Below are 24448 nucleotides of genomic sequence, written 5' to 3'. Positions count from 1 at the left end.
ATTACAACTACTATGCTATGTTATATTTTCAAGTTTTTTTAGAGGAAAAATAACAAGCAATGAAATTAAAAATCATACTTTTAACAAAATTTATTTTTTTCTACACTTTGATTTTTGCTCAAAATAGCAGTAATCAAGGCGATAGCATTTTTGCAAAAATGGATAGACTTGGGATAGACGAGTTGATTCAAGGCAAGGCGATTACTGAAGAAAAAATAGTAGGGGCAAGCCGCTCAGTCAAAAAATTAGAAGATTTACCTATTACAGTCTATGTAATTACCCAAGAAGATATTTTGAAAAATGGCTATACTACTTTGGTGGACGTTCTAAAAATGGTACCAGGTATCAGGGTTTCCAAACCGGGTAGTGGGATATTCGGAGAGGCTTTCCTATTGCGCGGCTTAGAGGGCAATGTTTATACTAAAATTTTACTTAACAATCTTCCCATCCAGCCTTCCTCAAATAGTGCTTTAAGCATTGGAGAGCAGTTACCTATTGCACAAGTAGATAGGATAGAAGTAATTTATGGACCCTCTTCTGCGGTATATGGAGCAGATGCTATGGCAGGAGTCATTAACATCATTACAAAAAGTACACAAAGCTCTACTTTTGCTCAAGCCAATGCGCTGGCAGGTCAGTATGGGTACCGTCATGTTAATTTTATGGCTGGTGGAAAATTAGGTAAGAATAAAAATGTGATTCATTACAATATTTATGCAAATAGAGGAGTAAGAGCAGACCAAAATATCAAGCATGGAGAGTATAAGAAACTTTATAGCCCTTTAAGACAAATAGAAGAACTTGAAAATTTGAGCGATGCAGAGTTACAAGCAATAGTGAACGACCCAAGATTTGATAAAGAATTAGGGCTTTTTCTCGCTTTACAATCTCCATATTATAGCAAAGATGGCTATGTAAATGCACCTCTTAACGAACTTCCACAAGAAAGTTATTTATTAGGTTTTAGCTTGAATTACAGAGGTTTACAGCTTTCTTTTAATGAAATGTACCGTGAAGACCACTCTTCTATTGGTAGGCGACCTTTTTATTTTGGATATCAAAACCCTGAAAATAGAATAGGACAAAAAATGCAAATCACTTCATTGAATTATACAACTTCTTGGGATAAATTTACTTTTACTTCTAACCTTATGTATTTGAAAGAAAGGTATGACAAGTATTCGTCTTTGGCAACTAATTATAGCAATGAGGGTAAAAGCTATATTTACCAAGCCTCAGACGATATTTTTGGAGAAGCAGTTGTAAATTACAATTTGAGTAAGAAAATAGAATTGACAGGAGGAGTTTCCTACAAGCTATCGAGTGCCTTGCCACAAACAAATGATTTAGCTTCTCCTTTTAACCCATCTGATTATAAGCCTTTTACTGGCCACAGACCACCGCCAGACCCTCTACTTGGTAATTTTGGTATCAATCCTACGAGTTTTAATAATTTTGGGGCATTTATTCAAGGATATTATAGCTCGAAGCGTTGGAATATTGTCTTTGGTTGGCGTTATGACAATCCCTCTAATTATTCTGACCAAAGTTATAACCGCATCGCAGTAATGTATAAGCTAACTAATAAAACTTCTCTCAGATTGTCAGGAGGATATGCTTTCAAAGCACCTGCTCTCTCCATTTCTTATAACTCTGTGGCTTTCCCTGATAGAGAAATTGATTTTACTACAGGAACTTACGGAAAGTTTAATGATTCTATTAGTTATCAAGTAGTTCCAAGTCCTAACTTGGCTCCTGAGGAATTAGGAGCGATTGATTTTGGGCTACGATACGCGATTAATACCAATACCTATTTAGACGTATCAGGCTTTGTTAATTCCGTTTCCAACTTGATTGTAGCATTCTTAGATACGATAAATCGTACTGAATACCCTAAAGCGACAGGAGGTTTGGTTAGGAGTTATCGGAATGAAGCAAGCACCTTAGCAGCACTGACAGGTTTCCAAGTAGCTTTACGCGCCAGAGATTTGATTCCTGCCATAGGGCTAAATACCAACTTTGCTTATACCTATCAGTTTGGTTTTGAAGATTTAGGAGGAGATTTGACAGGACGACTCAATGAATACCGCCAAGTACCAAGACATACTTTGCAGTGGAATATTTCCTTAAATCCGCTGAAAAAATTATACTTGAATTTTGATAACGTAGCCATGAGTGGCTGGTATAGGAAATACATAGACACAGACCTCGACATCGGTAGAGAGCTGTTTAAAAATTTCATCAAAGGGTATTATACTTTAGACATGACGGCTCGTTATACATTCAACAAAAATATAAGTAGTTTTCTTAAAATTATTAATGTTTTTGATGCTCAATATGGTGGTTTAAACGCCACAGGTTTTGATGTAGATATGAAATATACCCCTCAGTTAGGCAGAAATATTCAAATAGGTATTTCCTTTAAAATGGAATGAGTAAAGCATTTCTAAAATATATTTTCTCTTTTTTTGTGCTATTGTACATTTCAATAGTCCAATCTATTTTTGCACAAAACTCAGATAGCCTACTGACCACTGCTCGCGCTGCTAAAGTAGAAAAAGACTTGCCAACTGCTCTAAGAAATTATCTACAAGCGATAAAAATTCTTGAAAAAGAGCAAGAAAAACGTCCTGAAATAAAAGAAAAATTAGCTCCTATCTATATAGAAATAGGACAAATCTATGAGGAAGGCAACCTACATGAAAACGCTTTGACTTATTTCAAAAAATCCAATGAACTTGATGAAAAAGCCAATACCAACGAACAGATTGCAGATGAGCTATTGGAATCGAGAAAATATGAGGAAGCGATTAGTTATTATAACAAAGCTTTAAAAACATATCGCACTGAAAACAATTACCCAGCCATTATTAGAAACTTACGGCAAATAGCCAATGCGTATAAAAAACTCAACCAATACGAAAAAGCATTAGAAAGTAATATAGAGATACTTAACTTGGCTCGCCAAGCCAAAGATAAAGGAGAAGAACTAACTTCACTTAATAATCTTGGCTACATTCATCGATATTTGAAAAACTATACCAAAGCCTTAGATTTTCTCAGTCAAACCCTTGTACTTCAAAGAACACTCAAAGAAAGTTTGAAAGAACAAGTCATTACCTTAGTCAATATCGGTGTAGTCAATCAAAATATAGGGAATTACACGAATGCACTTGATAATCTTTTGCAAGCCTTACAAATTGCTCAAAAACAAAAGGATATACACGAAATCTGCAAAATTCAAGACCTCATTGCTGTAGTCTATCTCAATAGCAAAGACCTTTATAATGCAGAAAATTATAATGAATCTTCTGTGGAAATAGCAGAAAACTTAAGAAATCCTTACCTCTTACAAGCTGTTTATGAAACCAAGTCCAATATTTTGCAAGTAAAAGAAGATTTCCAAAATGCCCTTTCTTTTTATAAAAAATATGCCGCTATCAGAGATTCTTTGGAATTATCCGAGAGAATAGCCCAACAGGAACTCCTCCAACAGCAGTTTTTAGTAGAAAGGAATGAAAAAAACATCAGTGATGAAATTGCTAACGAAGAAGCCCGAAAAGCAGAAATCCAGCAGATAAAAGGCGAGATAGAAAGGCAAAGGTTGGCAATGGAAAAAGAAGCAGAAAAGCTAAGAGCAGATGAGGAAAAAGAAAAAGCTGAAAAGCAACAAGCACAAGCCAGAGCCGCACTTGCCTTGAAAGAATTGGAGATTTTAAAACAGCAAAGAGAAGCAGAAAAAGATAAATTAGCTATTGCAGAATTAGAAAAAGAAAAAGTAAAACAAGATTTAGAAATAGAAAAAAATAAGGCGGCAGACAAAGAAAGGCAAAGACAAATAGCTCAGTTAGAGCAAGAAAAAAAGATTCAAACTTTGGAGGCACTCCAACAAGCAGAAGAAAATAATTTTCTCTATGCTGTGCTGCTTTTTATCCTTATCTCTACCTTAATAGCCATTTATGCTCTCTTTAATGTACGAAAAAAGAATAAGTTGCTTGCCCAACAAAAAGACGAAATTGAGGTAAAAAACACTGAGTTAGAACAAACCCAAGAAGAACTTAAATCTCAGAGAGATACGCTTGCCCTAAAAACTCAGGAATTAGACTTAGCCTATAACAACATCAAAGCCAGTATTACCTATGCCAAGCGAATCCAAGAAGCAATTTTACCTCCTACAAGCCTCATTCAACAGTACTTACCTGAATCTTTTATTCTTTATAAGCCGAGAGACATCGTAAGTGGGGATTTTTATTGGTTTGCCCCTATCTCTGAGAAACTTTGTGTCATTGCAGTAGTGGATTGCACAGGGCATGGAGTGCCTGGTGCATTTATGAGCATGATAGGCGATTCCTTACTCAATCAAATTGTATTAGAAAAAGGCATTATTTCTCCTGATTTGATTTTGAGTGAGTTAGACAAGGGAATTAAGCAAGCTCTTCGTAAAGGAGAGGCTGATGCCAAAGATGGCATGGACATGGCGATTTGTGTCATAGACCAATACAAAAAATTCATGGAATTTGCAGGAGCAATGAACCCTATCTGCATTGTGCAAAATAATGAACTGCGTGAAATCAAAGCAGACAAGCGTGCCATAGGAGGCGATACCAAAGAAAATCACCTTTTTACTAAACATACCATAGATATTTCTATTCCTACCATGACATATATGTATTCTGACGGCTTTCAAGACCAATTTGGAGGAGAGCATGGCAAAAAATTCATGGTTAAGCGATTCAGAGAACTGCTTTTTAGCCTACATTCTGAACCAATACAAGCACAAAAACAGTTACTTGACCAAACCATAGAAGCATGGAAAGGAAAAGACCATAAGCAGATAGATGATATTTTGGTGATGGGGTTTAGAGTCTAAAATAGCTAACAATGCCTAAAATTAATTACTTTCTCTTTTTTTACCAATGAAAGAATACGCCCCTAATTAGCTAACAACGCTTTTGACATTATTTCACTTTAAAACCTCTAAGCTATCCAATACATATACTCCTCTGCCGTAGGTAGCAATTACCAACTTTTTATCCCTTGGGTGGATAAACATATCTTGGACAGATACAGAGGCGGGGAGATTGGCTTGGATAGCTACCCAAGTTTTGCCCTTGTCCTTGCTCATATAAATTCCCATATCTGTACCGCAATAAAGTACCTGCTCGTTGTCCAAATCTTCTATAATAACATTGGTAGGGGCTTGAGGCAGTCTTTTGCCTATATTTGTCCAGGTTTTCCCTCTGTCCTCAGATACAAAAATATATGGAGTAATGTTGTCTTCGCGCCTATCACTTAGGGCGACATAGACACGTCCCTCGTTGAAGCGAGAAGCCTGAATTTTAGCTACATGAGCATTGGAAGGTAGTCCCTTAGTGATTTCTGTCCAGTCTGCTCCATCATTTTCAGTTAGCCAAACTCTGCCGTCGTCAGTACCTACATAAAGTAAGCCTTTTTTCAAAAAAGATTCATCAATAGCCGTGATAGCTTGGTGGTAGATAAGATAAGGATATTTACCAAATTTTTGTTTGTTGTTATAACTTAAATCCGGACTAATTCTTTTCCAGCTATCTCCCTGATTTTCAGATTTGAACAAGTATTGCATGCCATGATAAACAGTTTTTCTATCGTGAGGCGAGAGCAAAGTCCCCGCTAACCATTCTCCACGATGAGATTCCTCATCGCTTGCTTTGGGCGGGTGTATGCGTGTACTCCAATTTCTACGACTTTTGGTCATGTCGCTTCGCATCAGCCTGCCGTAAAAACTTGATGAATAGACAATATTTGGCTCTATTGGGTCTATGCAAATTTGCGTACCTTCACCTCCTGGTGTAAAGTCCCAAGCCTTGACGTTGGGGTTCTGAGGCTTACCAAAGGTGTTTTCTATACTTCCGCCCATGCTTCCTTCGTCTTGGACTGAGCCGAAAATATTGAAAGGTTGTTGCATATCGTAAGTAATGGTATAAAACTGAGTAGTGAGAATCTTATCAAAAAAATTTTTCCACTTTGCACCACCATTATAAGTTACGCTCACCCCTCCGTCATTCCCTAAAATCATTCGTTCAGGATTAGTAGGGTCTATCCAAAGTCCGTGATTATCCCCGTGTATCCAATCGCTTTCTTTGTCAGTAGGCTGGAGTACTTTCCAAGTTTTGCCTCCATCGGTAGATTTTGCCATTTGTACTCCTAATACAAAGATGGTGTTCGCATCGGTAGGCAATACACGGATTTGCCCAAATACCCAACCATAAGTACCTGAGAACGGGGTTAGAAAATCATGAACTTCTCCTTGTTTCGTCCAAGACTCGCCTTTGTCTTCACTTTTCCACACCTCTGCCCCTATGACTATTTTTTCAACGGGTCTTTCGTAAGAATCTGTTTCTCCTTCTTTGGGTTTACGTTTTTCTAAGTGATTGTCTATAAAGGCATAAACTACATTGGGCTTAGATGGGGCTACAGCTAAACCTATTCTTCCTGTGTACTTAGTATCGGGTAAACCTTTATTGATGATTCGCCAAGTTTTCCCTCCGTCTGTACTTTTATAGATGTAATCGCCGTCTTCGGGAACAGGGTCAGACCAACGTTTGCGGATTCTGTTCCACATAGAAGCATACAAAGTGTTGGCATCAGAGGGGTCTATGACCAAATCTATGCAGCCTGTTTTTTCATCTACATAAAGAATCTTTTTCCAAGATTTTCCACCATTTGTGCTTTGATAAACCCCTCTTTCTGAATTATAAGACCACTCATTGCCACTTGCGGCGACATAGACAATATCTGGATTTTGGGGGTGTACGATGATACGTGCAATCGTTCCTGTATTTTCTAAGCCCAAATGTTGCCATGACTTCCCACCGTCAGTGCTTTTGTAAATGCCCATTCCTGCCAAAGAAGCGCGGAAAATATTTGCTTCGCCTGTACCTAAGTAGATAATGTCAGGGTTAGAAGGAGCGAGGGCAAAGTTGCCTATGGCTTGCGTACCCTGTTTATCAAAAAGGGGAATCCAAGAACTGCCCGCATCTTCTGTTTTCCAAAAACCTCCAGTAGCAAAAGCGGCATACATGATATTAGGCTTACCAGCAATCCCCCACACGTCAGTACTACGACCACTTCGCGTATTAGGTCCTACCAATCTCCAAGTGATATTTTTGTAAGGGGAAGAAGCTAAAAGTTTTTCATGCGTTTGAAAGGCTTTCACTCGCTCTTTGCCTGAGGAAGCACGTTTGTTATTGACGACTTCTTGGGCAAAGACAAAGGAAGTAAAAAGCAATACATAGATAAGTAAATAAAACTGTTTCATAAGCTAAAAATTTGTAGTTTTGAGAGCTTTTTTTACTTTTCTCTTGACCAAACCTCTTTGATTTTGTCGCCTCTGGAACTCAAGCCAGAATGTACCCAATCATTACCTTGTACTTCATAGTCAAAAGTCAAACTTGCTCCTACACGCGAATTATCTCTGGAAAATACTTCAATATTTTCTGTGTATTTGCCATCTTTTGCGGTATAAGTGCCTCCTCCCATGCCAAAAAACTGTTTGGTTTCCGTGTTGATAGCCGCCCATTGGAAACGTGTACCCGAAAGAATTTTCAAGGTCTTGCGTGCAGAGCGTTGTATGGGACTCATTTCACCTTGAGCATTTGCCCTTGCCGTGATTCGCCAATTTCCTGTAAGCACGGTTTGGCTTCCGTCTATGCGTTCCCAGTTTTCTTTGCCTTTTTTACCCTCAAGCACCAATTTTTTGTCTTTCAAAGAAGATACTTTGTAGTCCCACGTCTGCCCTACTTGCGTAGAATCCATAGTAAAAAACTCTATGTTTTCCTTGTATTCCTTGCCTTGGAGCGAGTAAGTCCCGCCGCCGGCCGCTACAAACTTTTTACCTTCCTTGTCAAATCTGGCAAACATGAAATAGCCATCAGCATAGATTTTCACTGTTTCTTCGTTGTTGCTATGTTTTTGGCGCCAAGCCCCTGCAAGTTCATCTTTTTCTTGAAAAGATAAACAAGTAAAAACAAATAATGAAACTAAATATTTGATTATAAGCATGTTATTGAAAGTTGATGGGTTAAGTAAATTGATTAAAATAATTGCATAGCAAAAAAGCAGGCATGCTTTCTTACAATGATAAAGAAAAGATAGAAATTTATGCTGAAAATTTTACAATTTTAACCGATTTGGTGCTATCTTTTTGGCGGTAGGCTATCAAAGTAAATTCTTACTATATTGCTTGTGCATTTTTTAGTCATTCATCTAAGTTCATAAACATTATGAAACAGTTATATATTTTTATATTTCTACTTTCTATTACCCGTACTTTGCAAGGGCAAAACCAGCAAGTCCTTACACCTATAGGCTTTTCTGAGGTCAGCATTACAGATGCCTTTTGGAAGCCTAAAATGGAAAAAGTTGCTACCACTACCTTGCAAACTTGCATTTTGCAAACTGAGGTAAAAACCCCACGTATTCGCAATTTTGAAAAAGTAGCTCGCAAGCAAGGAGAAAAACATGAAGGGATTTATTACGATGATTCTGATGTATATAAGGCTTTGGAAGCCATTGCTTATGCTTTGAAAACTCACCCTGACCCTGCATTAGAGAAGAAAGCTGATGAGTGGATTGACAAAATCGCCGCCGCCCAACTCCCAGATGGCTACTTGAATACCTACTATACACTTAATGAATTAGAAAATCGCTGGACAGATATGGAAAAGCACGAAGACTATTGTGCAGGGCATTTGATAGAGGCGGCAGTCGCTTATTACAATACCACAGGCAAGCGAAAACTTTTAGACGTAGCCATTCGTTTTGCAAATCACATAGATAGCACTTTCAGGCTTGCCAACCGTCCATGGGTATCAGGACATCAAGAAATTGAATTGGCTTTGGTCAAATTGTATAAAGTAAGTCAAGAGGAAAGACATTTAAAATTGGCAGATTGGTTCTTAGCACAAAGAGGGAGAGGTTTTGGCAAAGGAGTAATTTGGGATAGCTGGAAAGACCCAGCCTACTGCCAAGATGCCGTACCTGTCAAAGAGCAAAAAGAAATCACAGGACACGCAGTTAGGGCGATGTATCTCTATACAGGCGCAGCAGATGTAGCTGTAAATACAGGAGATACAGGCTACATGAAGGCAATGAAAACGGTTTGGGAAGATGTAGTGCATAGGAATATGTATGTAACGGGAGGCATTGGCTCGTCTGGGCGTAATGAAGGATTTAGCCAAGACTACGACCTGCCTAACGAGTCTGCCTATTGCGAAACTTGTGCTTCGGTAGGTATGGTATTTTGGAATCAACGCATGAACGCGCTGACAGGAGAAAGCAAATACATAGATGTCTTAGAAAGAAGCCTTTACAACGGAGCATTAGATGGACTTTCTTTAAGTGGCGACCGCTTTTTCTATGGCAATCCGCTTGCTTCTAATGCAACTCACGAGAGAAAAGAATGGTTTGGAACGGCTTGCTGCCCTTCTAATATTGCTCGTTTGGTGGCTTCTTTGGGGGACTATATTTATGCTAAATCTGCCAATGGAATTTGGGTAAACTTATTTGTTAGTAGCGATGCAAAAATAAAATTAGCTGATAATGAGGTAAGTGTAAGTATGCAAACTAATTTTCCTTTGGAAGGGAAAGTAAAAATTTCTCTTTCGCCTTCTACTCAAAATAGATTTGCTCTTTATATTCGTATTCCAAGTTGGGCGGATGGCGAGCCTGTTTCAGGAAATTTGTACAAATATTTGACTAACTACCAATCTAATATTTCTTTTTTTGTCAATGGAAAGAAAGTAGAAGTAAAAGTTGAAAAAGGGTACGCTGTGATAGAAAGGCAATGGGAGGCAAGAGATGAGGTAAGTTTTTCTTTGCCTATGGACGTAAGGAGAGTAATTGCAAGAGAAGAAGTAAGCCAAAATAAAGACCGAGTAGCTTTGCAAAGAGGGGCTTTGATTTACTGTGTGGAGGGCATAGACAATAACGGCAAAGCGTGGGACTTCTATCTGCCTGATAATGCTAAGTTTACAGAGAGTAAACAGCAGATACTTCACGAACCTATCATTGCCTTGCAGACAGAAGCCATTACTTTTAAACCTACTCCTGACGGGCAAGGTTTAAAACCTGAAAAAAAGAAAATTACAGCTATTCCTTATTATACTTGGTGCAATCGTGGCAAAACACAAATGCAAGTATGGCTGCCAAGACGAGTTCATTCCATAAGGATAAATTATGATGAATGAAACGAAGTTTTGCACTTATTTTATGATTTTATTGAGCCTTTCCCAAATTTCTTCTTGGATAGTGAAAGGCACATCTCCCACATCAGGGTTTTCTCCCATGCGAATCATTATCAAATTTTTACTTGGTACAATGTTGAGCAATTGTCCATTTTTTCCCATAGCGGCAAACATGTCCATAGGGGCGTTTTGAGTAAGAGAACGAGGGAAAACAGTCTGAAGGTAAGGTATCATAGTGCTTGTTTTTCCATTGAGCCACCATAGATAGCCGTAAGACAAATTGAGATTTTGAGAGGTATTAATCATTTGGGTAAAAAATTCTTGGTCTTGCATAATGACTTCTTTATCCCATTTTCCTTTATTTAAAATCAATAGACCAAACCTCGCCATAGCACGAGGAGGACTGAAATAGACATTATTAAAGTCTATACTTAGCCAAGAGCCTTCCATGCCTATTTTATTTCCTAAAACTTTGTTGAAGTAGTTGTTGAAGGATTGTTTCGTTGCCGTACTGACCACCTTTTCCAAAAGTGTATAAGGAGCATTGTGATACGCCCACCTACTCCCCGCAGGAGCGAGGTATTGCAAGCACTCGGGTCTGGTACAGTCCCTATCTGCTACATTATCGTTGAGTCCAGAGGTCATAGTGAGCTGATGACGAATAGTAATAGCATCTTCTTGCTGATTAGTCAGCCTTGTCCACCCCCTGCCTAAGTATTGAGAAGTTCTATCTGAAATTTTTAAAAAGCCTTCCTCTTGGGCTTTACCTACTAAAAAAGCGGTCAGCGTTTTGCCCGCCGAAGCCCAGTACCAAAGACTTTTGTTGGTAAAAGGACGGTTTTGAATGTCATTGCCAAAATATTTTTCTAACACTATTTTCCCATCTTTTAGCACTAAAAAAGCTCTTGTATTTTTCTGCTCCAAGAAGGAATATAGGCTATTAATTTCATTGGTATTCCAGCCTAATGACTGCGGGGTAATGCTTTCCCAAGTATCTGAGTTAGAAGGGGGAAAATAGAGAGTATTATTCTGGGGAGTAGGCTCATCGGCTACTTGTTTTTTGCAACTGACAAACAAACATACCATTAACAGCATCAAAAGTATTTCTTTCATATTGGAATTTAAGGTTTTTTAATTTAGACTAATCAAGTAAGGAGATGGTTTAATCGTCTTTATTCTCTATTTTTGGTTGCGCATTTTTAATCACGTAAAAGTCATGCCCAAATTTTCTGAGCGTTTCTATAGCAGGAATGGCTTTTTGCCCAAGTTCTGTGATAAAATATTCCACTTTGGGAGGAATTTCAGGATAGACCTTCCTATGAATAAGCCCATCGCTTTCTAATTCCCGCAACTGCTCGGTAAGCATTTTGTGGGTAATTTTTCCTAAATCTTTTTTCAATTCACCATAACGCCAAACCTTGTCTTTCAATCGCCAAAGGATAGGCATTTTGTATTTCCCCCCGATTACATCTAAGGCTAATTCCACAGGGTTGTTATACTCTTTTCCACCAAATTCAAACTTAGGCATAGTATTTTTAAAATTTAACTTATTTTAACTTTTAACCTCATCTTTGTTTTACTCATTCTTTCAAAATTCTTACTTCAAAGTAAGCATATTACTATCTAAAAAGTAAGTATAGTACTTTACAGTATGTACTTGTGCAAAGATAATATATCATTTATATTTGTACATATATTTCATTAAAAAATTTAAAATAACAATTACTATGAGTGCATCATTGAATGTTTTGAATAGTGAAAAACCTAAGAAAATTGCGCTAATCGCTGCCAATGCTTCTGTGAGCAAGCAAACAGGCTGGCATATTGGCTTTTGGTGGGCAGAACTGACTCACCCTTATTGGGAATTTGTGGAAAAAGGCTACCAAGTAGATATTTACTCTCCAGAAGGTGGGACTTTGGTGGCTGATGGCTTTTCTGACCCCGAGGATGCAAGCGGCTACTCTGCTCACGATTTGATTTCCTTAGGCTTTAAAAAATCGGCTCATCATGCTAAATTGGTAGAAAATACGCCTTCTATCGACCAAATCAAAGTAACAGACTACGACGGCATTTTCCTCACAGGTGGGCAAAGTCCTATGTACACTTTCATAGACAATGAAAAATTACATCGTTTAGTGGTGGCTTTTTATGAAGCTAAGAAAGCAGTAGGCATCGTTTGCCACGCTACTTGTGTGTTGTTAAAGGCAAAAACTTCCGATGGAAAACTTTTGGTAGAGGGAAAAACATGGACAGGCTTTGCAGATGACGAGGAAAAATTTGCTGATAACTTCGTAGGGCAAAAAATTCAACCTTTTTGGATTGAGGAAGAAGCCAAGAAAATAGCAAATACCAACTTTATCACAGGGGGAATGTTCAGGGCTTTTGCTGTGCGAGATGGCAACTTGATTACAGGGCAACAGCAGTTTAGTGGGGCGGCAGCGGCAAAGTTGATGATTGAGGCTTTGGGGGTTTGATGTTGATTACTAAAACACAAAAGCCTTGTGCTATTTGTGTTCTTGTGGTAGATATTGTTTTTAACCACAAGAACACAAGATTCACAAGAAAATGCAAAAATTTTGTAGTAAAAATTTACTTAAGATGAAAAAACTACTGGTTATAACCTTACTTCTCCCTTCTTTTGCTTTTGCTCAAATCAATGAGAGCGATACTATGCTTTTTCAAGCAAGGCTTTCTCTTTCGGGGAATTGGCAGACAGGAAATGTAGAAATGTTGGCATGGCGGGGCAGAGCTGATGTATCTTTTGCCCCAGTGAAAAAGGTAGTTTTTAAAAGTCAAAATTCGTACTTGTACCAAGAGTTTTTTAAAAGGCAGGCTGACGAAGATATTTTTAGCAGAAATTTTCTTTACTTGAATCCACAAGCCCAAGTTTACCCATTTGCGATAGCTTTTCTTTCCACCAATTTTAGGCGAGAGATTGATTTTCGCTATTTCGTAGGGCTTGGACTTACTTGGCAGGTGATAAGGCATCAAAAGCACTTGCTAAAAGTAGCTCTATCAGGGATTTATGAAAGTTCAGACTTTGTCAAAACAACTTTCAACGCAAGCCAATACAATGGAAATCAATTTATCCAGACTTGGCGCACTACTTTTTGGCTTTTCGGAAGGCATCAGTTAGCCCGCAGAAAGTTAATTTTTCATTACGACTTTTACGCCCAACCTTCTGTAGAGCAGAGCAATAATTTGCGGTGGCAAGCAGAAGTAGGTTTAGACATTCCGCTTTGGAAGGGGTTGGGTTTTTCAAGTAATTTCATTTATACCTATGAGAGCATTGTAGCAGAAAGGCAAAAAAATCAAGACAGCATTTTGACTTTTGGGTTTTCTTACCAATTTAAAAAATAAAAATATGCTTTTAAGAAAAATTTTTGACCCGCGAAAAGTAGTCAGCTATATGCGATATGAGCTACTTTTTTCTACCGCTTTAGCTATTTTGGTATGGGTTTTATTCGTTCATTTAGAGATACAAGGCATGGCTTTGCCTTTTTCCATTGCAGCAACTTTGGGTGGTGCATTGGCGATATTTTTAGGCTTCCGCAACAATTCCTCTTATGGACGGTGGTGGGAAGCTCGCCAACTTTGGGCAGGTATTGTCAATTCGAGTCGGGTATTGGCTCGCTTGGTCGTAACTTTTACGGATAGTCATTCGCACCAAGCCAATTATCAAAAAGATAGGAGTGAAAACTTTAAAAAATCATTGATTTACAAGCAAATTGCTTGGGTGCATGCCTTGCGATTGCATTTGAGAAAGCAAGAAAATTGGCAGGAAATCAAACCTTTTTTATCAGAACGCGAGTTTAAGGAACTTATGGCAAGCCAAAACAAGCCTAACTACTTGCAAATCATGATGGGCAGACAGATTTATACTGCTATGGCAGACGGGACTTTAGGAGGGTTTGATAGCTTTCAAATGGAAGGGCAGTTATTGGCTTTGGCAAACTATCAAGGCGGTTGTGAAAGGATAAAAAATACGCCTTTACTGCGTCAGTATCACTTTTTTACCTTATTATTTTTGTATGCTTTTATGATTCTATTACCTTTTTGTTTGATTGGAGATTTTCACAAATTAGGAATTACCAGCATGATGATTCCTATTTCTGTTTTCATCAGCTTTGTTTTCGGGACAATCGCCAAAGTAGGCGAGGTAAACGAAGCTCCTTTTGAAAATTTGCGTACTGATGTGCCTATGACCTCGATTTGCAATACGATAGAAAGAGATTTGAGAGAAACATTGGGAGAAATAGAATTACCAAGCATCATAGCACCTTTGGACGGAGCATTAATGTAAATAGTATAAAAATATGAAAATCAGTATTATAGGAACAGGAAATGTAGGTGGGGCTTTGGCTACAAGATGGGCAAAAGCGGGACACCAAATTTTACTTGGCACGAGGGACTTAGCTAAGTTCGAGGATAAGCACCTCTTAGAGAATCCTCAAACAAGCCTGCATACTATTGCAGAAAGTAGCAAAGAAGCGGAAGTTATTTTGATTGCAGCAGTGCCACAAGCGAGTCAGTCTATTGCAGAGCAAATCAGAGAGTTTGTCAAAGGAAAGTTCATCATAGATGCGATGAACTCTGTACGCACTAAGCCCAATGGATTTAACAATTCCTTTGAGGCTTTGAAAAGCTATCTGCCTGAAAGCGAAATAGTAAAGTGTTTTAACTCTACAGGTTTTGAAAATATGCAAAACCCCATTTATCATGGAGAAGGCATAGATATGTTCGTAGCGGGGAGTTCATCAAAGGGCAAAGAAATAGCCAAGCAATTAGCCCTCGATGCAGGATTTAGCACTTGTTGGGACTTTGGAGGCGATGACAAGGTACAACTCTTGGAATATTTTGCCCTCTCTTGGATAAATTTGGCAATTATGCAAGGGCATGGTAGGAATATGGCTTTTAAGGTGATTAAGAGGTAGGTTCGCTTTGTTTTCTTTAAAAATTAGAAATTTGATTTTTACAGCTATTCTATTAGTTTTGCTTAAAAAAGTGATTCATTAACAATTTTAGTGCAAAACTTAGCTTTTCATGTGATAACACATGAAACGTACTGATGAATTACGCTATGCTTAAAAAGTCGGAAGAGTCAAAAAGTGAGTAGATAGATGGCTAAAAACAAACAAATCATTCAAAAAAAGGACAATCATTGCGAAAATTGTGGTTGGGAAACCCATGATGCTTTTTGTGAAAACTGTGGGCAACGCAAACAAGGTCGTTTTACTATTACGTATGTTTTAGGCGAGCTGATTGCCCTGCTCAACTATGACAAAGGATTTTTCTACAACTTTTACTATCTTACTTCTCGTCCTGTCCAGAACCTTAGCGACTATCTCAAAGGCAAAACCAAGACTTTTTATCCTCCTCTGCCTTATTTTTTAACGGCTACTACCATTTTGATTCTTTTGCTGGTCTTTGGAGCGGAGTACATAGGCAAGCACTTTGCAGAAAAAGTAAACTATGTTTTTGAGGTAAAAACAGTGGAAAAAGAAATAGAAGATACAAAATCAGCCTATTACAAAAAAAGAAAACTTCAACAAATAGAACTCAGTGAACTGACAAGGCAGTTAGACAGTCTGCGGGACGAGGACAGTGCCGTTACCCAACCTTTGGGAGATAGCTTGCACAAAAAAGTACATCTTTGGCTATTGGACAGCAAAAAACATCAAGAAAATCTGAAAATGCTGTCCAAAAAAGAAGATGAAAAAGCGCATATTGAAAAAATCAAATATGGCATTTTGTATCTATTACCTTTCTTTTTTGCTTTGATAGCTTTTTTTATTTTCCGAAAAAGCAACTTGCTTTTCACGGAGCATTTGATTATTCAACTATATACTTTTAGTCAGACCCTTTGGCTGATTTGCTTGAGCTTGGGGGTAGTGCTTTTTGTTTCTTGGACTTATAAATTACTTGCAAAAACTAATGAAATTCCTCAAAGCCTAAGCGTGATATACTTGGTTTTCATTGGCTTGGTAGCTATCGGAGGCTTGGTAGCAGGAGTTTATGTAAGTTGGCAATGTGCGAAACAAGGTTTCAAAGCTGGTTTGGAAGGAAAATGCGCAAATTGTGGACATGAAACTCATGCTAACTATTGCCTTCAGTGCGGACAGCGCAAGCAAGGGAGGTTTACTTTTGATTACATTTGGGGAGAGATTTTGGCTGTATTATCTTATGACAGAGGTTTGATAACAAATTTTGTCCACCTTGCCTTGCGTCCAAGTCGTACCATTGTAGCCTATTTGAATGGGAAGACAAAACCTTACTATCCTCCTTTGTCTTATTTTTTGACAGCTATGACTATTGGGATTATTGCAGTAAGTATAGCCACAGGTTCATGGGAGCAGGTAGATGTTAGTATTCTTGAGGACAGTGAGGCAGTAGAGAAAAAAAGAATAGAAGCAAATTATGCCAAAGACCGTACTGTTTTTGAGAATAGATTGCATCTTTTAGATTCGCTTTATGGGGAAAGTTACCGACGCAACCCAGCAGAACTTAGCTTGTTAGTACACTCAGAAGTAGGTAGGGATAGTATTTATCGTTCCTTTAGCTATACCAATACGGTTGATAATCTGATTAGGCACAATGATGATGAGCTAAGGGTAGTTAGCAAATCTGATATAGAGCGTAGGGTTGCTCTTTATGGAGTATTTTATGGTACACCTATTTATTTGACCTTGTTGGTATTTGTGCTTTATTTTACTAAAAGGTTATATCTGACTGAGCATTTGATTATTCAACTTTTCTTATGCGCTCAGGGAGTTTGGTATGCCATTTTGCTGTTTTTCTTGCTTGCAGGAACTAATCTTTTTGTGCTTCCACTATTTATTCAAGGTTATGCTTTTACTGCTTTGCCTACTTCTTCTCGCTTTTTTGTTATTTTGGGGTATGTAGCTGTGCTGTTGGGTTGGTACTATTACGCTTCTATTGCTTGCTACAAACAGGCTTGGTGGTTAGTACTTATTAAGTGCTTTCTGATGCTTATTGCCATAGCTGTGATGAGCATTGCGGCTTCTTTTTTAGGCTTACAGTTAGTAAATTAGACATCGCTGAAATTTGACTTTTTTCAAAGTGGAAAATTTCATTTTCATATTCCACTGACAGTAAGTACCAATTAAGTGTAAAAAAATTAGAAGGTTCAGGTTAGTACTGTTTAGTAGGCGATTTTACACCTTATTACTAAACCTGAACCAATCCTTACTTCTTAATTTTTACTACTTGACCAATAGTTTTCTCGTTATTTGTTACTAAGATAACGTATTCTCCATTAGGCAAGTTAGCAAGGTCAAACACGCGATTGTATTTTTTCAAATCAGAAGACTCTTCATAGACAGTTTCCCCGTTTACATTGTTGATGTAGATATATACAGGAGATTCCGCAGTGTTTTTGTAAGTAAGAGCTACTTTCTTATTTTCCAAAGTATTTACGCTTGTAACCAAAGAAGGCTCTACGTTGATAACGATTTCTTTTCTCTCATAAAAATCACCCGTTTTCACTTCTAAGATATAAGTTCCGTTACCGTACTTGCTCAAGTCATACACTCTACCTACTTCTTTTTCTACGAAGAAATCTCTGTGTAATTCATTACCTTCTATGTCGCGAATAACAAGAGATACTCTTTGAACGCTTTTAGTTGCGTAAGCGAATACAAATTGTTGCTTGTTCTTCACTACATAAGTTACATATTTGAAATCACCTGCCGCAGTTTCTTCTACAGATGCACCATTTGCAGAACCCAAAGTTGCTACGCCTAACATTAATACAGCGATTAACATAAAGGCTTTAGTCATGATTGTTTTCATTCTTTTTAAAAAAGTTTTAGTTAAAGAATAATTTTTTGAAATATTTAAAATATTTCGTTGCAAAATTTGCAAATTTTCTAATACAAAGCAAATCGAGGGGAGGCTTGTAAAGATTTTGTCATGTAAGGCTTAGTAGAGCTTAAAAACATAAGTTGCTTAAAAACAGCTATTTAATTTGCCCTTCTATTTTGTCAAATTTTATTGAAATCTATTAAAAATAAAATATATAAAATTAAAGCGCTTAAAATCAATATTTTAAATAAAAAGGTTTTGATTTTTTCAATAGAATGTAAGTTTTTTTGAAAAGTTAATCATAAAAAAAGCTGATTTAACATATTATTAATATTCGTTTATGCGATTTTGATCAAAAATATATATCTATTTTTATTTGCGAAAACGGTTATACAAATAATTATTTTTTTTAAATTTCCTTATACGAAAGTGTAAAATAAAGGTTGTCTGAATTAGGTATTTTGTAAATAAAAGATATTATTTCTCTACCTTTGTTCCACTAAACTAATTATCCAAGATATATGGCACGATTCAGACGCATTGATGTATTTTTAAAAATGGAAGCCACAGGCATCATTCCTGTTTTTTATCACCCTGATATTGAGGTCTGTAAAGGCGTATTACAAGCCTGTTACCAAGGGGGAATTCGCATTTTTGAGTTTACTAACAGAGATGATTTTGCCCATGAGGTTTTTGCCGAACTCAGCAAATATGCAACAAAAAACTTTCCTGAAATGATAATGGGGGTAGGTACGATAATGGACGCAAGTACTGCCGCCTTGTATATTCAATTAGGAGCAAATTTTGTAGTTTCTCCTATTTTGCATCCTGAAACGGCTTATACTTGCAATCGTAGAAAGATTTTATGGATACCGGGTTGTGCCACACTAAGCGAAATCTCCAAAGCGGAGGAGTTAGGAGCTGAAGTAGTCAAAGTATTCCCCGGCGAAGTATTTAAACCTTCTTTTGTGAAGGCTTTGAAAGCCCCCATGCCTTGGACAAATGTCATGGTAACAGGAGGAGTTAGCCCTACCCAAGAAAGCATAGAAGAATGGTTTGGCGCAGGAGTAAGCTGCGTGGGCATGGGTTCTCAACTTTTTCCCAAAGAAGTATTACAACGCAAAGATTTTCAATTTATTGAAGACAAAGTAAAAACAGCTATCGGCATACTCCAAGCATGGAGAGTACAGCATACAAAGTAAAGGAAGATAAAACTTTCACCTTCAAAATTTAATCTTTCAAAAATACGCATTAACTTTGCGGCACTTTTAGCAATAATGACTAATTGATAAATCTAATTGTCAATGGTTATTTAGCAGTTATTCATTTTTAATAACTTATAACTTACAACTCATAATTTATTACTCCAATCATGGAACTTTATTTAGACTCCGTAGATATAAAAGAAATCGAGGAAGCATTCAAGTTGGGCTTTTTGACAGGACTGACGACAACGCCTACTTTCATGCACAGAGAAGGTGTAACAGATATAGATGGCATGATTTTGAAATTGGCGAAGATGGTGCCTATCCTGCAAATAGAAGCCTTAGGAGAAAGTGTGGAAGAAATTGTCAATGAGGCACATCGCTTGTTGGGCTTGGGTTTAGACCCAAAAACTACTGTATTTAAAATTCCTGTTTCTTTGCATGGAGTTGCGGCTTGCAAGAAATTAGTAGATGAGGGTTTGATGGTCAATGTTCACTTGGTTTACACCTTGCAACAGGCTTATATGGCAATGGCCGCAGGTGCAACTTACGTTTGCCCATTGGTCGGTCGCTTGCAAGACCAAGGACATGATGCCCTTGCTTTGGTAGAGCAGTGCGTACAAGCAGTAAATTACTACGGCTACAACTCTAAAATCATGTTTTCTTCTGTACGTCATGCCGAACATGTAAGAAACGCTATCAATATAGGCGTACATACTTGTACAGTGCCTTGGAAGGTGATGAAAGCCTTGACAGAGAATAACTTTACTACGCTTGGGACTCAGCAATTCATAGAGCATACTAAGCTGATGACTATGAAAGTAAGCGAAGTAATGAAATCTGCCAACCCCACTATTTCCCTGTCGGATACGATTTTAGACGCTTTGGTAGAAATGAGCAAGCATGGATTTGGAGCGGTTTCGATAATAGATGAAAACCAAAAACTTATTGGCGTATTCACTGACGGAGATTTGAGAAGAAACTTGCAAGAGCAGGGTGAAAGCGTATTGCAAAAGAAACTCACTGACTTCCAATTCAATCTTCCTATTACCATCAGCCCTTCTGCTCTGCTCCAAGAGGCGCATCAGATTTTTAAAAAGAAAGAAATAGACAATATCGTAGTCGCAGAGAACGGCAAGCCCATAGGCATGATAGATGTGCAGGACTTGGTGGGATTGGACATTTATTAGTAGGAATTATGTGTAAACCCACAGTAGTTGCAAATCATTGCTAACTGCTGTGGGTTTTATGAATCAAATGAGGGATTATAAGTAATTGAGCAAATTAAAACGTTTTTTTATTCAGTGCCGTAGGAATTAAAAGAACGCACAAAAAAGTTGAACTAATTAAATTCGCCTTTCAAGCTATATCCTTTTAATTTTTGCACCTAAGGCATTTAACCTTGTATCTATTTCTTGATAACCTCTATCTATTTGCTCGGCATTGCGAATGATGCTCGTGCCATTAGCTGACATAGCGGCAATCAGCAGAGAAACCCCTGCGCGAATGTCGGGAGAGGTCATAGAGATTGCCCTTAGCGGATAGGTTCTGTCTAAGCCAATGACCGTGGCTCTGTGAGGGTCGCAAAGAATAATCTGCGCACCCATGTCTATTAGTTTATCTACGAAAAACAAACGACTTTCAAACATTTTTTGATGAATAAGTACTGTGCCTTTGGCTTGGGTAGCAGTTACTAAAACTATGCTAAGCAAGTCTGGCGTAAATCCAGGCCAAGGGGCATCGGCAATGGTCAAAATAGAGCCATCTATGAACTTTTCAATCTCGTAATGCTCCTGAGCAGGAATATAGATGTCATCATTGCGAAACTCCAGTTGGATTCCTAAGCGTTGGAAAATCGTAGGAATCAGACCTAATTGGTCTATGCGTGCATTTTTAATCGTGATTTCAGAGGCAGTCATCGCCGCCATGCCAATAAAACTACCTATTTCAATCATATCAGGTAACATCGTATGCTCAGTTCCTCCTAAACTCTCTACCCCTTCTATGTGTAGCAAATTAGAGCCGACCCCAGAAATTTTTGCACCCATGCGGTTCAACATAAGGCAAAGTTGTTGGAGATAAGGCTCGCAAGCGGCATTATAAATAGTTGTTTTCCCTTTTGCCAATACAGCCGTCATCACTACATTGGCTGTTCCTGTTACTGATGCCTCGTCCAGAAGGATATAGCAACCTTGTAGCTGAGAGGCATCTATTTCATAAAAATTATCGTCGGCATCATAGTTAAACCTTGCCCCTAATCTCTGGAAACCAAGAAAGTGCGTATCCAGCCTTCGTCGTCCTATCTTGTCGCCTCCCGGTTTGGGCATTTTTGCCTTGCCAAAGCGAGCCAAAAGAGGACCTAAAATCATAATAGAGCCACGCAAAGCCGCTGCCTTTTGCTTGAAATCAGGGGTTTCTAAAAAATTGAGATTTACATGTTTTGCTGTAAAGCTATAAGTATCTGCACTTATTTTTTTGACTTCTACCCCCAAGTCCGTTAAAAGTTCTATCAATTTATTCACATCTCTGATATTGGGTATGTTATGAATAGTTACTGTCTCGGGAGTAAGTAAAACGGCACATAGAATTTGTAAAGCCTCATTTTTTGCTCCTTGAGGAGTAATTTCTCCTTTTAAGGGTGTACCACCTGTTACCTCAAAAGTGATACTACTTTTGGATTCTTGCATTTTTTGATTGGTTTGTTGCTGTTTTCTAAAAACTGACAAATAAATGATTAATTGCGTTTTTCGGATTCAAAATTAAAAAGGATTACTTAAAATCAGAGGAAAAGAGTTATTTTTGTATAAAAGTAAAAATATGTTAAAAAAATAATATCAAAGATGAGTTTTTCCCACTTAGACGAATCAGGTAATCCTAACATGGTAGATGTGAGCGAGAAAAAAGCTACCAAGCGAATAGCCAAAGCACAAGCTATTGTCGTTTTGAATGATGATATTTTACGGCATTTGGTTAATAATGATATACATACTAAAAAAGGAAGTGTTTTCCAAACAGCCATAATCGCAGGCATCATGGGAGCGAAAAAAACAGGAGAGTTGATTCCGCTTTGCCATAGTTTAGGCTTGGAAAATTGCCATATTACTATACAAGTTAGTACTCAAAATGAAGTAATTATCCACTGTACAGCAACTATCACGGCTAAAACAGGAGTAGAAATGGAGGCTCTCACAGGGGCAAGCATTGCGGCTTTGACGATTTACGATATGTGCAAGGCTTTTTCGCATGATATTCTCATCAAAGAAATCAAATTATTAGAAAAAAAAGGAGGGAAAAGCGATTTTGTAAGAAATCCTTAATCCGCTATGGCAAAAAGAATTACACAAAAGCAAGAGCAAGTTCCTGCAATGTGCCTATATTTGTAAAATACTTTATTCTTTATTGATTTAAAAATATGAACTTTCAAGTAATAGAAAAAGCGGATAAAAAGCATACCCTCATTATTCCTTTGACTACAAAGGATTTAGTATTAAATTTGGAAAGTCTTACTACCAATTTTGGCTTGCCAAGTGCCGTAGCACAAGACTTCAAAGCAAGCAATGAGGAAACCTTACTTATCTACGGTAGCCAAGCAGGGCTAAGTGAAAAAATCTTGCTGTTAGGTTTAGGAGACAATTTCAAAACAGAAACTTTGAGAAATGCTATCAGACTTGTATTTCACAAGCAGAAAGAAAAATTAGGCGAAGAGGTCATCATACACCTTGACTATGTTGTAGAAAAGGCAGTGGAGCAGGAAGTAGCCACAGCCGTAGAGGCTTGTGCAAATGGAGCAGAATTAGCCACTTATCAAATAGCCAAATTTAAGCAAGAAGAAAAGCCTGCTAAGTTCCCTCAAAATGTGTCTTTTGTTTTTCCTACTCATCTAAATTCTTTAACCCAACAAGCAATTAAAAGGGGGGTGATTCTCGCCTCTACCCAACAAAAAGTATTTGATTTGGTAAATCTTCCTCCCAATATCCTTAATTCATTAAAATTAGCTGAGTTTGCTGAGGAGGCAGGGAAAGCATATAATTTTAGTGTAAAAGTTTTACACTTAGAAGAAATCAAAGCGATTGGCTTAGGAGGCTTGCTGGCAATTAATCAAGGCAGTGATACACCTCCTACTTTTATTATCATGGAGTATAAACCTGAAAAACAAACTACCAAGAAAGTAGGCTTAGTGGGCAAAGGGGTAACTTTTGATACAGGAGGCATCTCTATCAAACCGTCAGAAGGAATGTGGCAAATGAAGTGCGACATGGCAGGGGCAGCAGCAGTCATAGGTGCGGTAGAGGCGGCGGCACGCTTAGCCCTGCCTGTGCATGTGATAGGAGTTGTTCCTGCTACTGACAATATGCTGAGTGGGAAAGCCATCTATCCTGGTTCCATCATAAAAACCTACTCAGGGCTAAGCGTAGAGATAGAGGATACCGATGCAGAAGGGCGAGTGATTTTAGCTGACGGATTGGCTTATATAAAGAAAAACTTTGAGCCAGATGTTATCATAGACTTAGCGACCTTGACTGGGGCATGTGTGGTTGCCTTAGGTTATCATGCGGCGGGTATGTTTACCAACAATGATGAATTGGCAATCCAACTTAGCAAAATAGGAGAGCAGACAGGAGAAAAAGTTTGGAGATTGCCCCTTTGGGAAGAGTACGACAAGCAGATAAAGTCAGACATGGCAGATGTCAAAAATTTAGGAGGACGTCCTGCGGGAGCAGTTACCGCCGCTAAGTTCTTAGAAAAATTTATAGATAAACACCCTGCTTGGGTACATTTGGATATTGCAGGCGTAGCATTTACAGACAATCCCTATTCTTCAGCGAGAAGTGCCACAGGCTACGGAGTTCGCCTTTTAACCAATTTCCTCAGTCAGTTTTAAAGGATATTTTCACGCTCTATTTTTGCATAAAACTCTCCTGTTAAAGCATTTACCTCCTTAGTTATTATACTTTGCGGTAAATGCTTTTTTGTCTGCATACCTTCCAACAAGTCATAACACACCAAAATATTTTTTTTATTTTTATTGATAAGTAATACCTGCTTATCTCCTAATTCTTCCACAAAATTTTGGAAAAATACATCATTTTTTAAAGTTTCCATAGAGATTAAATATTGATAAAAAGATAAATTTTTAAAAATTAAAAAAGAAACTTTCGTTAATTTCTTAAATTTCTGCTAATTATATTTGGAAAA

19 protein-coding genes are annotated in these 24448 nt (G+C 37.9%); 12 read left to right on the top strand and 7 right to left on the bottom strand.

Going from position 1 to position 24448, the window contains the following annotated elements; translation table 11 throughout:
• Positions 1–59 precede the first annotated feature (59 nt).
• Both BM141_RS02615 and BM141_RS02610 read left to right on the top strand, forming a co-directional pair.
• Positions 60–2435, top strand: coding sequence for a TonB-dependent receptor plug domain-containing protein (locus BM141_RS02615; protein ID WP_091539529.1), 2376 nt, complete (start codon positions 60–62; stop codon positions 2433–2435).
• Complete coding sequence (locus BM141_RS02610) at positions 2432–4870, top strand: tetratricopeptide repeat protein (protein ID WP_091539525.1); 2439 nt, start codon at positions 2432–2434, stop codon at positions 4868–4870. Before BM141_RS02615 ends, BM141_RS02610 begins: the two co-directional genes overlap by 4 nt.
• Positions 4871–4963: 93 nt before the next feature.
• Here the strand turns inward: BM141_RS02610 and BM141_RS02605 are convergent, their stop codons facing one another.
• Both BM141_RS02605 and BM141_RS02600 read right to left on the bottom strand, forming a co-directional pair.
• Positions 4964–7297 (bottom strand): WD40/YVTN/BNR-like repeat-containing protein, encoded by a 2334-nt coding sequence (locus tag BM141_RS02605; protein WP_091539521.1) that lies wholly within the window; start codon positions 7295–7297, stop codon positions 4964–4966.
• 32 nt (positions 7298–7329) lie between these two features.
• Positions 7330–8040: a membrane or secreted protein gene (locus BM141_RS02600; protein WP_245763967.1), complete on the bottom strand. Its 711-nt coding sequence runs from the start codon at positions 8038–8040 to the stop codon at positions 7330–7332.
• Between the two features lie 221 nt (positions 8041–8261).
• Here BM141_RS02600 and BM141_RS02595 point away from each other — a divergent pair, with 221 nt between their 5' ends.
• On the top strand, positions 8262–10226 hold the full coding sequence (locus BM141_RS02595) for a glycoside hydrolase family 127 protein (protein ID WP_091539518.1): 1965 nt from the start codon (positions 8262–8264) through the stop codon (positions 10224–10226).
• 15 nt (positions 10227–10241) lie between these two features.
• On the opposite strand, the gene BM141_RS02590 is transcribed toward BM141_RS02595, so the two are convergent.
• Together BM141_RS02590 and BM141_RS02585 are read right to left on the bottom strand one after the other, a co-directional pair.
• Complete coding sequence (locus BM141_RS02590; protein WP_091539514.1) at positions 10242–11336, bottom strand: serine hydrolase domain-containing protein; 1095 nt, start codon at positions 11334–11336, stop codon at positions 10242–10244.
• A gap of 49 nt (positions 11337–11385) precedes the next feature.
• On the bottom strand, positions 11386–11751 hold the full coding sequence (locus BM141_RS02585) for a winged helix-turn-helix transcriptional regulator (protein ID WP_091539511.1): 366 nt from the start codon (positions 11749–11751) through the stop codon (positions 11386–11388).
• A gap of 199 nt (positions 11752–11950) precedes the next feature.
• Here BM141_RS02585 and BM141_RS02580 point away from each other — a divergent pair, with 199 nt between their 5' ends.
• The 5 genes from BM141_RS02580 (at position 11951) to BM141_RS02560 (ending at position 17275) form a co-directional block, all read left to right on the top strand.
• Positions 11951–12697 carry a type 1 glutamine amidotransferase domain-containing protein gene (locus tag BM141_RS02580; protein ID WP_091539507.1) on the top strand — a complete coding sequence of 249 codons (747 nt, stop codon included), beginning with the start codon at positions 11951–11953 and terminating at the stop codon, positions 12695–12697.
• A gap of 124 nt (positions 12698–12821) precedes the next feature.
• Complete coding sequence (locus BM141_RS02575) at positions 12822–13583, top strand: DUF481 domain-containing protein (RefSeq protein WP_091539699.1); 762 nt, start codon at positions 12822–12824, stop codon at positions 13581–13583.
• A 4-nt stretch (positions 13584–13587) separates the two neighbouring features.
• Positions 13588–14526, top strand: a complete 939-nt coding sequence (locus BM141_RS02570; protein ID WP_091539695.1) for a bestrophin family protein — start codon at positions 13588–13590, stop codon at positions 14524–14526.
• A gap of 13 nt (positions 14527–14539) precedes the next feature.
• Positions 14540–15157 (top strand): NADPH-dependent F420 reductase, encoded by a 618-nt coding sequence (locus BM141_RS02565; RefSeq protein WP_091539503.1) that lies wholly within the window; start codon positions 14540–14542, stop codon positions 15155–15157.
• Positions 15158–15343: 186 nt separating this feature from the next.
• Entirely contained in the window at positions 15344–17275 is a 1932-nt protein-coding gene (locus tag BM141_RS02560; RefSeq protein ID WP_091539500.1) for a DUF3667 domain-containing protein, read from the top strand.
• 154 nt (positions 17276–17429) lie between these two features.
• Here the strand turns inward: BM141_RS02560 and BM141_RS02555 are convergent, their stop codons facing one another.
• Entirely contained in the window at positions 17430–18035 is a 606-nt protein-coding gene (locus tag BM141_RS02555; protein ID WP_143090771.1) for a T9SS type A sorting domain-containing protein, read from the bottom strand.
• 533 nt (positions 18036–18568) lie between these two features.
• Between BM141_RS02555 and BM141_RS02550 the strand changes: the two genes are divergently transcribed.
• Positions 18569–19249 (top strand): bifunctional 4-hydroxy-2-oxoglutarate aldolase/2-dehydro-3-deoxy-phosphogluconate aldolase, encoded by a 681-nt coding sequence (locus tag BM141_RS02550; RefSeq protein WP_091539493.1) that lies wholly within the window; start codon positions 18569–18571, stop codon positions 19247–19249.
• A gap of 170 nt (positions 19250–19419) precedes the next feature.
• Positions 19420–20442, top strand: a complete 1023-nt coding sequence (locus tag BM141_RS02545; protein WP_091539491.1) for a transaldolase family protein — start codon at positions 19420–19422, stop codon at positions 20440–20442.
• Between the two features lie 174 nt (positions 20443–20616).
• Here the strand turns inward: BM141_RS02545 and murA are convergent, their stop codons facing one another.
• The gene (gene murA, locus BM141_RS02540) at positions 20617–21939 is read right to left on the bottom strand and encodes a UDP-N-acetylglucosamine 1-carboxyvinyltransferase (RefSeq protein ID WP_091539693.1); all 1323 of its coding nucleotides are present in this window, start codon (positions 21937–21939) and stop codon (positions 20617–20619) included.
• A 153-nt stretch (positions 21940–22092) separates the two neighbouring features.
• Between murA and moaC the strand changes: the two genes are divergently transcribed.
• A complete protein-coding gene (gene moaC, locus BM141_RS02535; RefSeq protein ID WP_091539488.1) occupies positions 22093–22569 on the top strand; it encodes a cyclic pyranopterin monophosphate synthase MoaC in 477 nt (158 codons plus the stop codon).
• Between the two features lie 95 nt (positions 22570–22664).
• Positions 22665–24134 (top strand): leucyl aminopeptidase, encoded by a 1470-nt coding sequence (locus BM141_RS02530; RefSeq protein WP_091539486.1) that lies wholly within the window; start codon positions 22665–22667, stop codon positions 24132–24134.
• Here BM141_RS02530 and BM141_RS02525 read toward each other — a convergent pair.
• Positions 24131–24355 carry a hypothetical protein gene (locus BM141_RS02525; protein ID WP_091539483.1) on the bottom strand — a complete coding sequence of 75 codons (225 nt, stop codon included), beginning with the start codon at positions 24353–24355 and terminating at the stop codon, positions 24131–24133. The two genes, BM141_RS02530 and BM141_RS02525, sit on opposite strands and share 4 nt — an antisense overlap.
• Positions 24356–24448 lie beyond the last annotated feature (93 nt).

The organism is Thermoflexibacter ruber (genome assembly GCF_900113045.1).
In the GTDB taxonomy this organism is placed as follows: Bacteria; Bacteroidota; Bacteroidia; order Cytophagales; family Thermoflexibacteraceae; genus Thermoflexibacter; species Thermoflexibacter ruber.
The sequence above is the reverse complement of the archived record's forward strand: the minus strand, read 5'-3'. Positions and strand labels throughout refer to the sequence as shown.

Excerpts from the sequence above, each read along its gene's own strand:
- BM141_RS02615 (WP_091539529.1), top strand. The coding sequence starts at position 60 with ATGAAATTAAAAATCATACTTTTAACAAAATTTATTTTTTTCTACACT.
- BM141_RS02610 (WP_091539525.1), top strand. The coding sequence starts at position 2,432 with ATGAGTAAAGCATTTCTAAAATATATTTTCTCTTTTTTTGTGCTATTG.
- BM141_RS02605 (WP_091539521.1), bottom strand. The coding sequence starts at position 7,297 with ATGAAACAGTTTTATTTACTTATCTATGTATTGCTTTTTACTTCCTTT.
- BM141_RS02600 (WP_245763967.1), bottom strand. The coding sequence starts at position 8,040 with ATGCTTATAATCAAATATTTAGTTTCATTATTTGTTTTTACTTGTTTA.
- BM141_RS02595 (WP_091539518.1), top strand. The coding sequence starts at position 8,262 with ATGAAACAGTTATATATTTTTATATTTCTACTTTCTATTACCCGTACT.
- BM141_RS02590 (WP_091539514.1), bottom strand. The coding sequence starts at position 11,336 with ATGAAAGAAATACTTTTGATGCTGTTAATGGTATGTTTGTTTGTCAGT.
- BM141_RS02585 (WP_091539511.1), bottom strand. The coding sequence starts at position 11,751 with ATGCCTAAGTTTGAATTTGGTGGAAAAGAGTATAACAACCCTGTGGAA.
- BM141_RS02580 (WP_091539507.1), top strand. The coding sequence starts at position 11,951 with ATGAGTGCATCATTGAATGTTTTGAATAGTGAAAAACCTAAGAAAATT.
- BM141_RS02575 (WP_091539699.1), top strand. The coding sequence starts at position 12,822 with ATGAAAAAACTACTGGTTATAACCTTACTTCTCCCTTCTTTTGCTTTT.
- BM141_RS02570 (WP_091539695.1), top strand. The coding sequence starts at position 13,588 with ATGCTTTTAAGAAAAATTTTTGACCCGCGAAAAGTAGTCAGCTATATG.
- BM141_RS02565 (WP_091539503.1), top strand. The coding sequence starts at position 14,540 with ATGAAAATCAGTATTATAGGAACAGGAAATGTAGGTGGGGCTTTGGCT.
- BM141_RS02560 (WP_091539500.1), top strand. The coding sequence starts at position 15,344 with ATGGCTAAAAACAAACAAATCATTCAAAAAAAGGACAATCATTGCGAA.
- BM141_RS02555 (WP_143090771.1), bottom strand. The coding sequence starts at position 18,035 with ATGAAAACAATCATGACTAAAGCCTTTATGTTAATCGCTGTATTAATG.
- BM141_RS02550 (WP_091539493.1), top strand. The coding sequence starts at position 18,569 with ATGGCACGATTCAGACGCATTGATGTATTTTTAAAAATGGAAGCCACA.
- BM141_RS02545 (WP_091539491.1), top strand. The coding sequence starts at position 19,420 with ATGGAACTTTATTTAGACTCCGTAGATATAAAAGAAATCGAGGAAGCA.
- murA (WP_091539693.1), bottom strand. The coding sequence starts at position 21,939 with ATGCAAGAATCCAAAAGTAGTATCACTTTTGAGGTAACAGGTGGTACA.
- moaC (WP_091539488.1), top strand. The coding sequence starts at position 22,093 with ATGAGTTTTTCCCACTTAGACGAATCAGGTAATCCTAACATGGTAGAT.
- BM141_RS02530 (WP_091539486.1), top strand. The coding sequence starts at position 22,665 with ATGAACTTTCAAGTAATAGAAAAAGCGGATAAAAAGCATACCCTCATT.
- BM141_RS02525 (WP_091539483.1), bottom strand. The coding sequence starts at position 24,355 with ATGGAAACTTTAAAAAATGATGTATTTTTCCAAAATTTTGTGGAAGAA.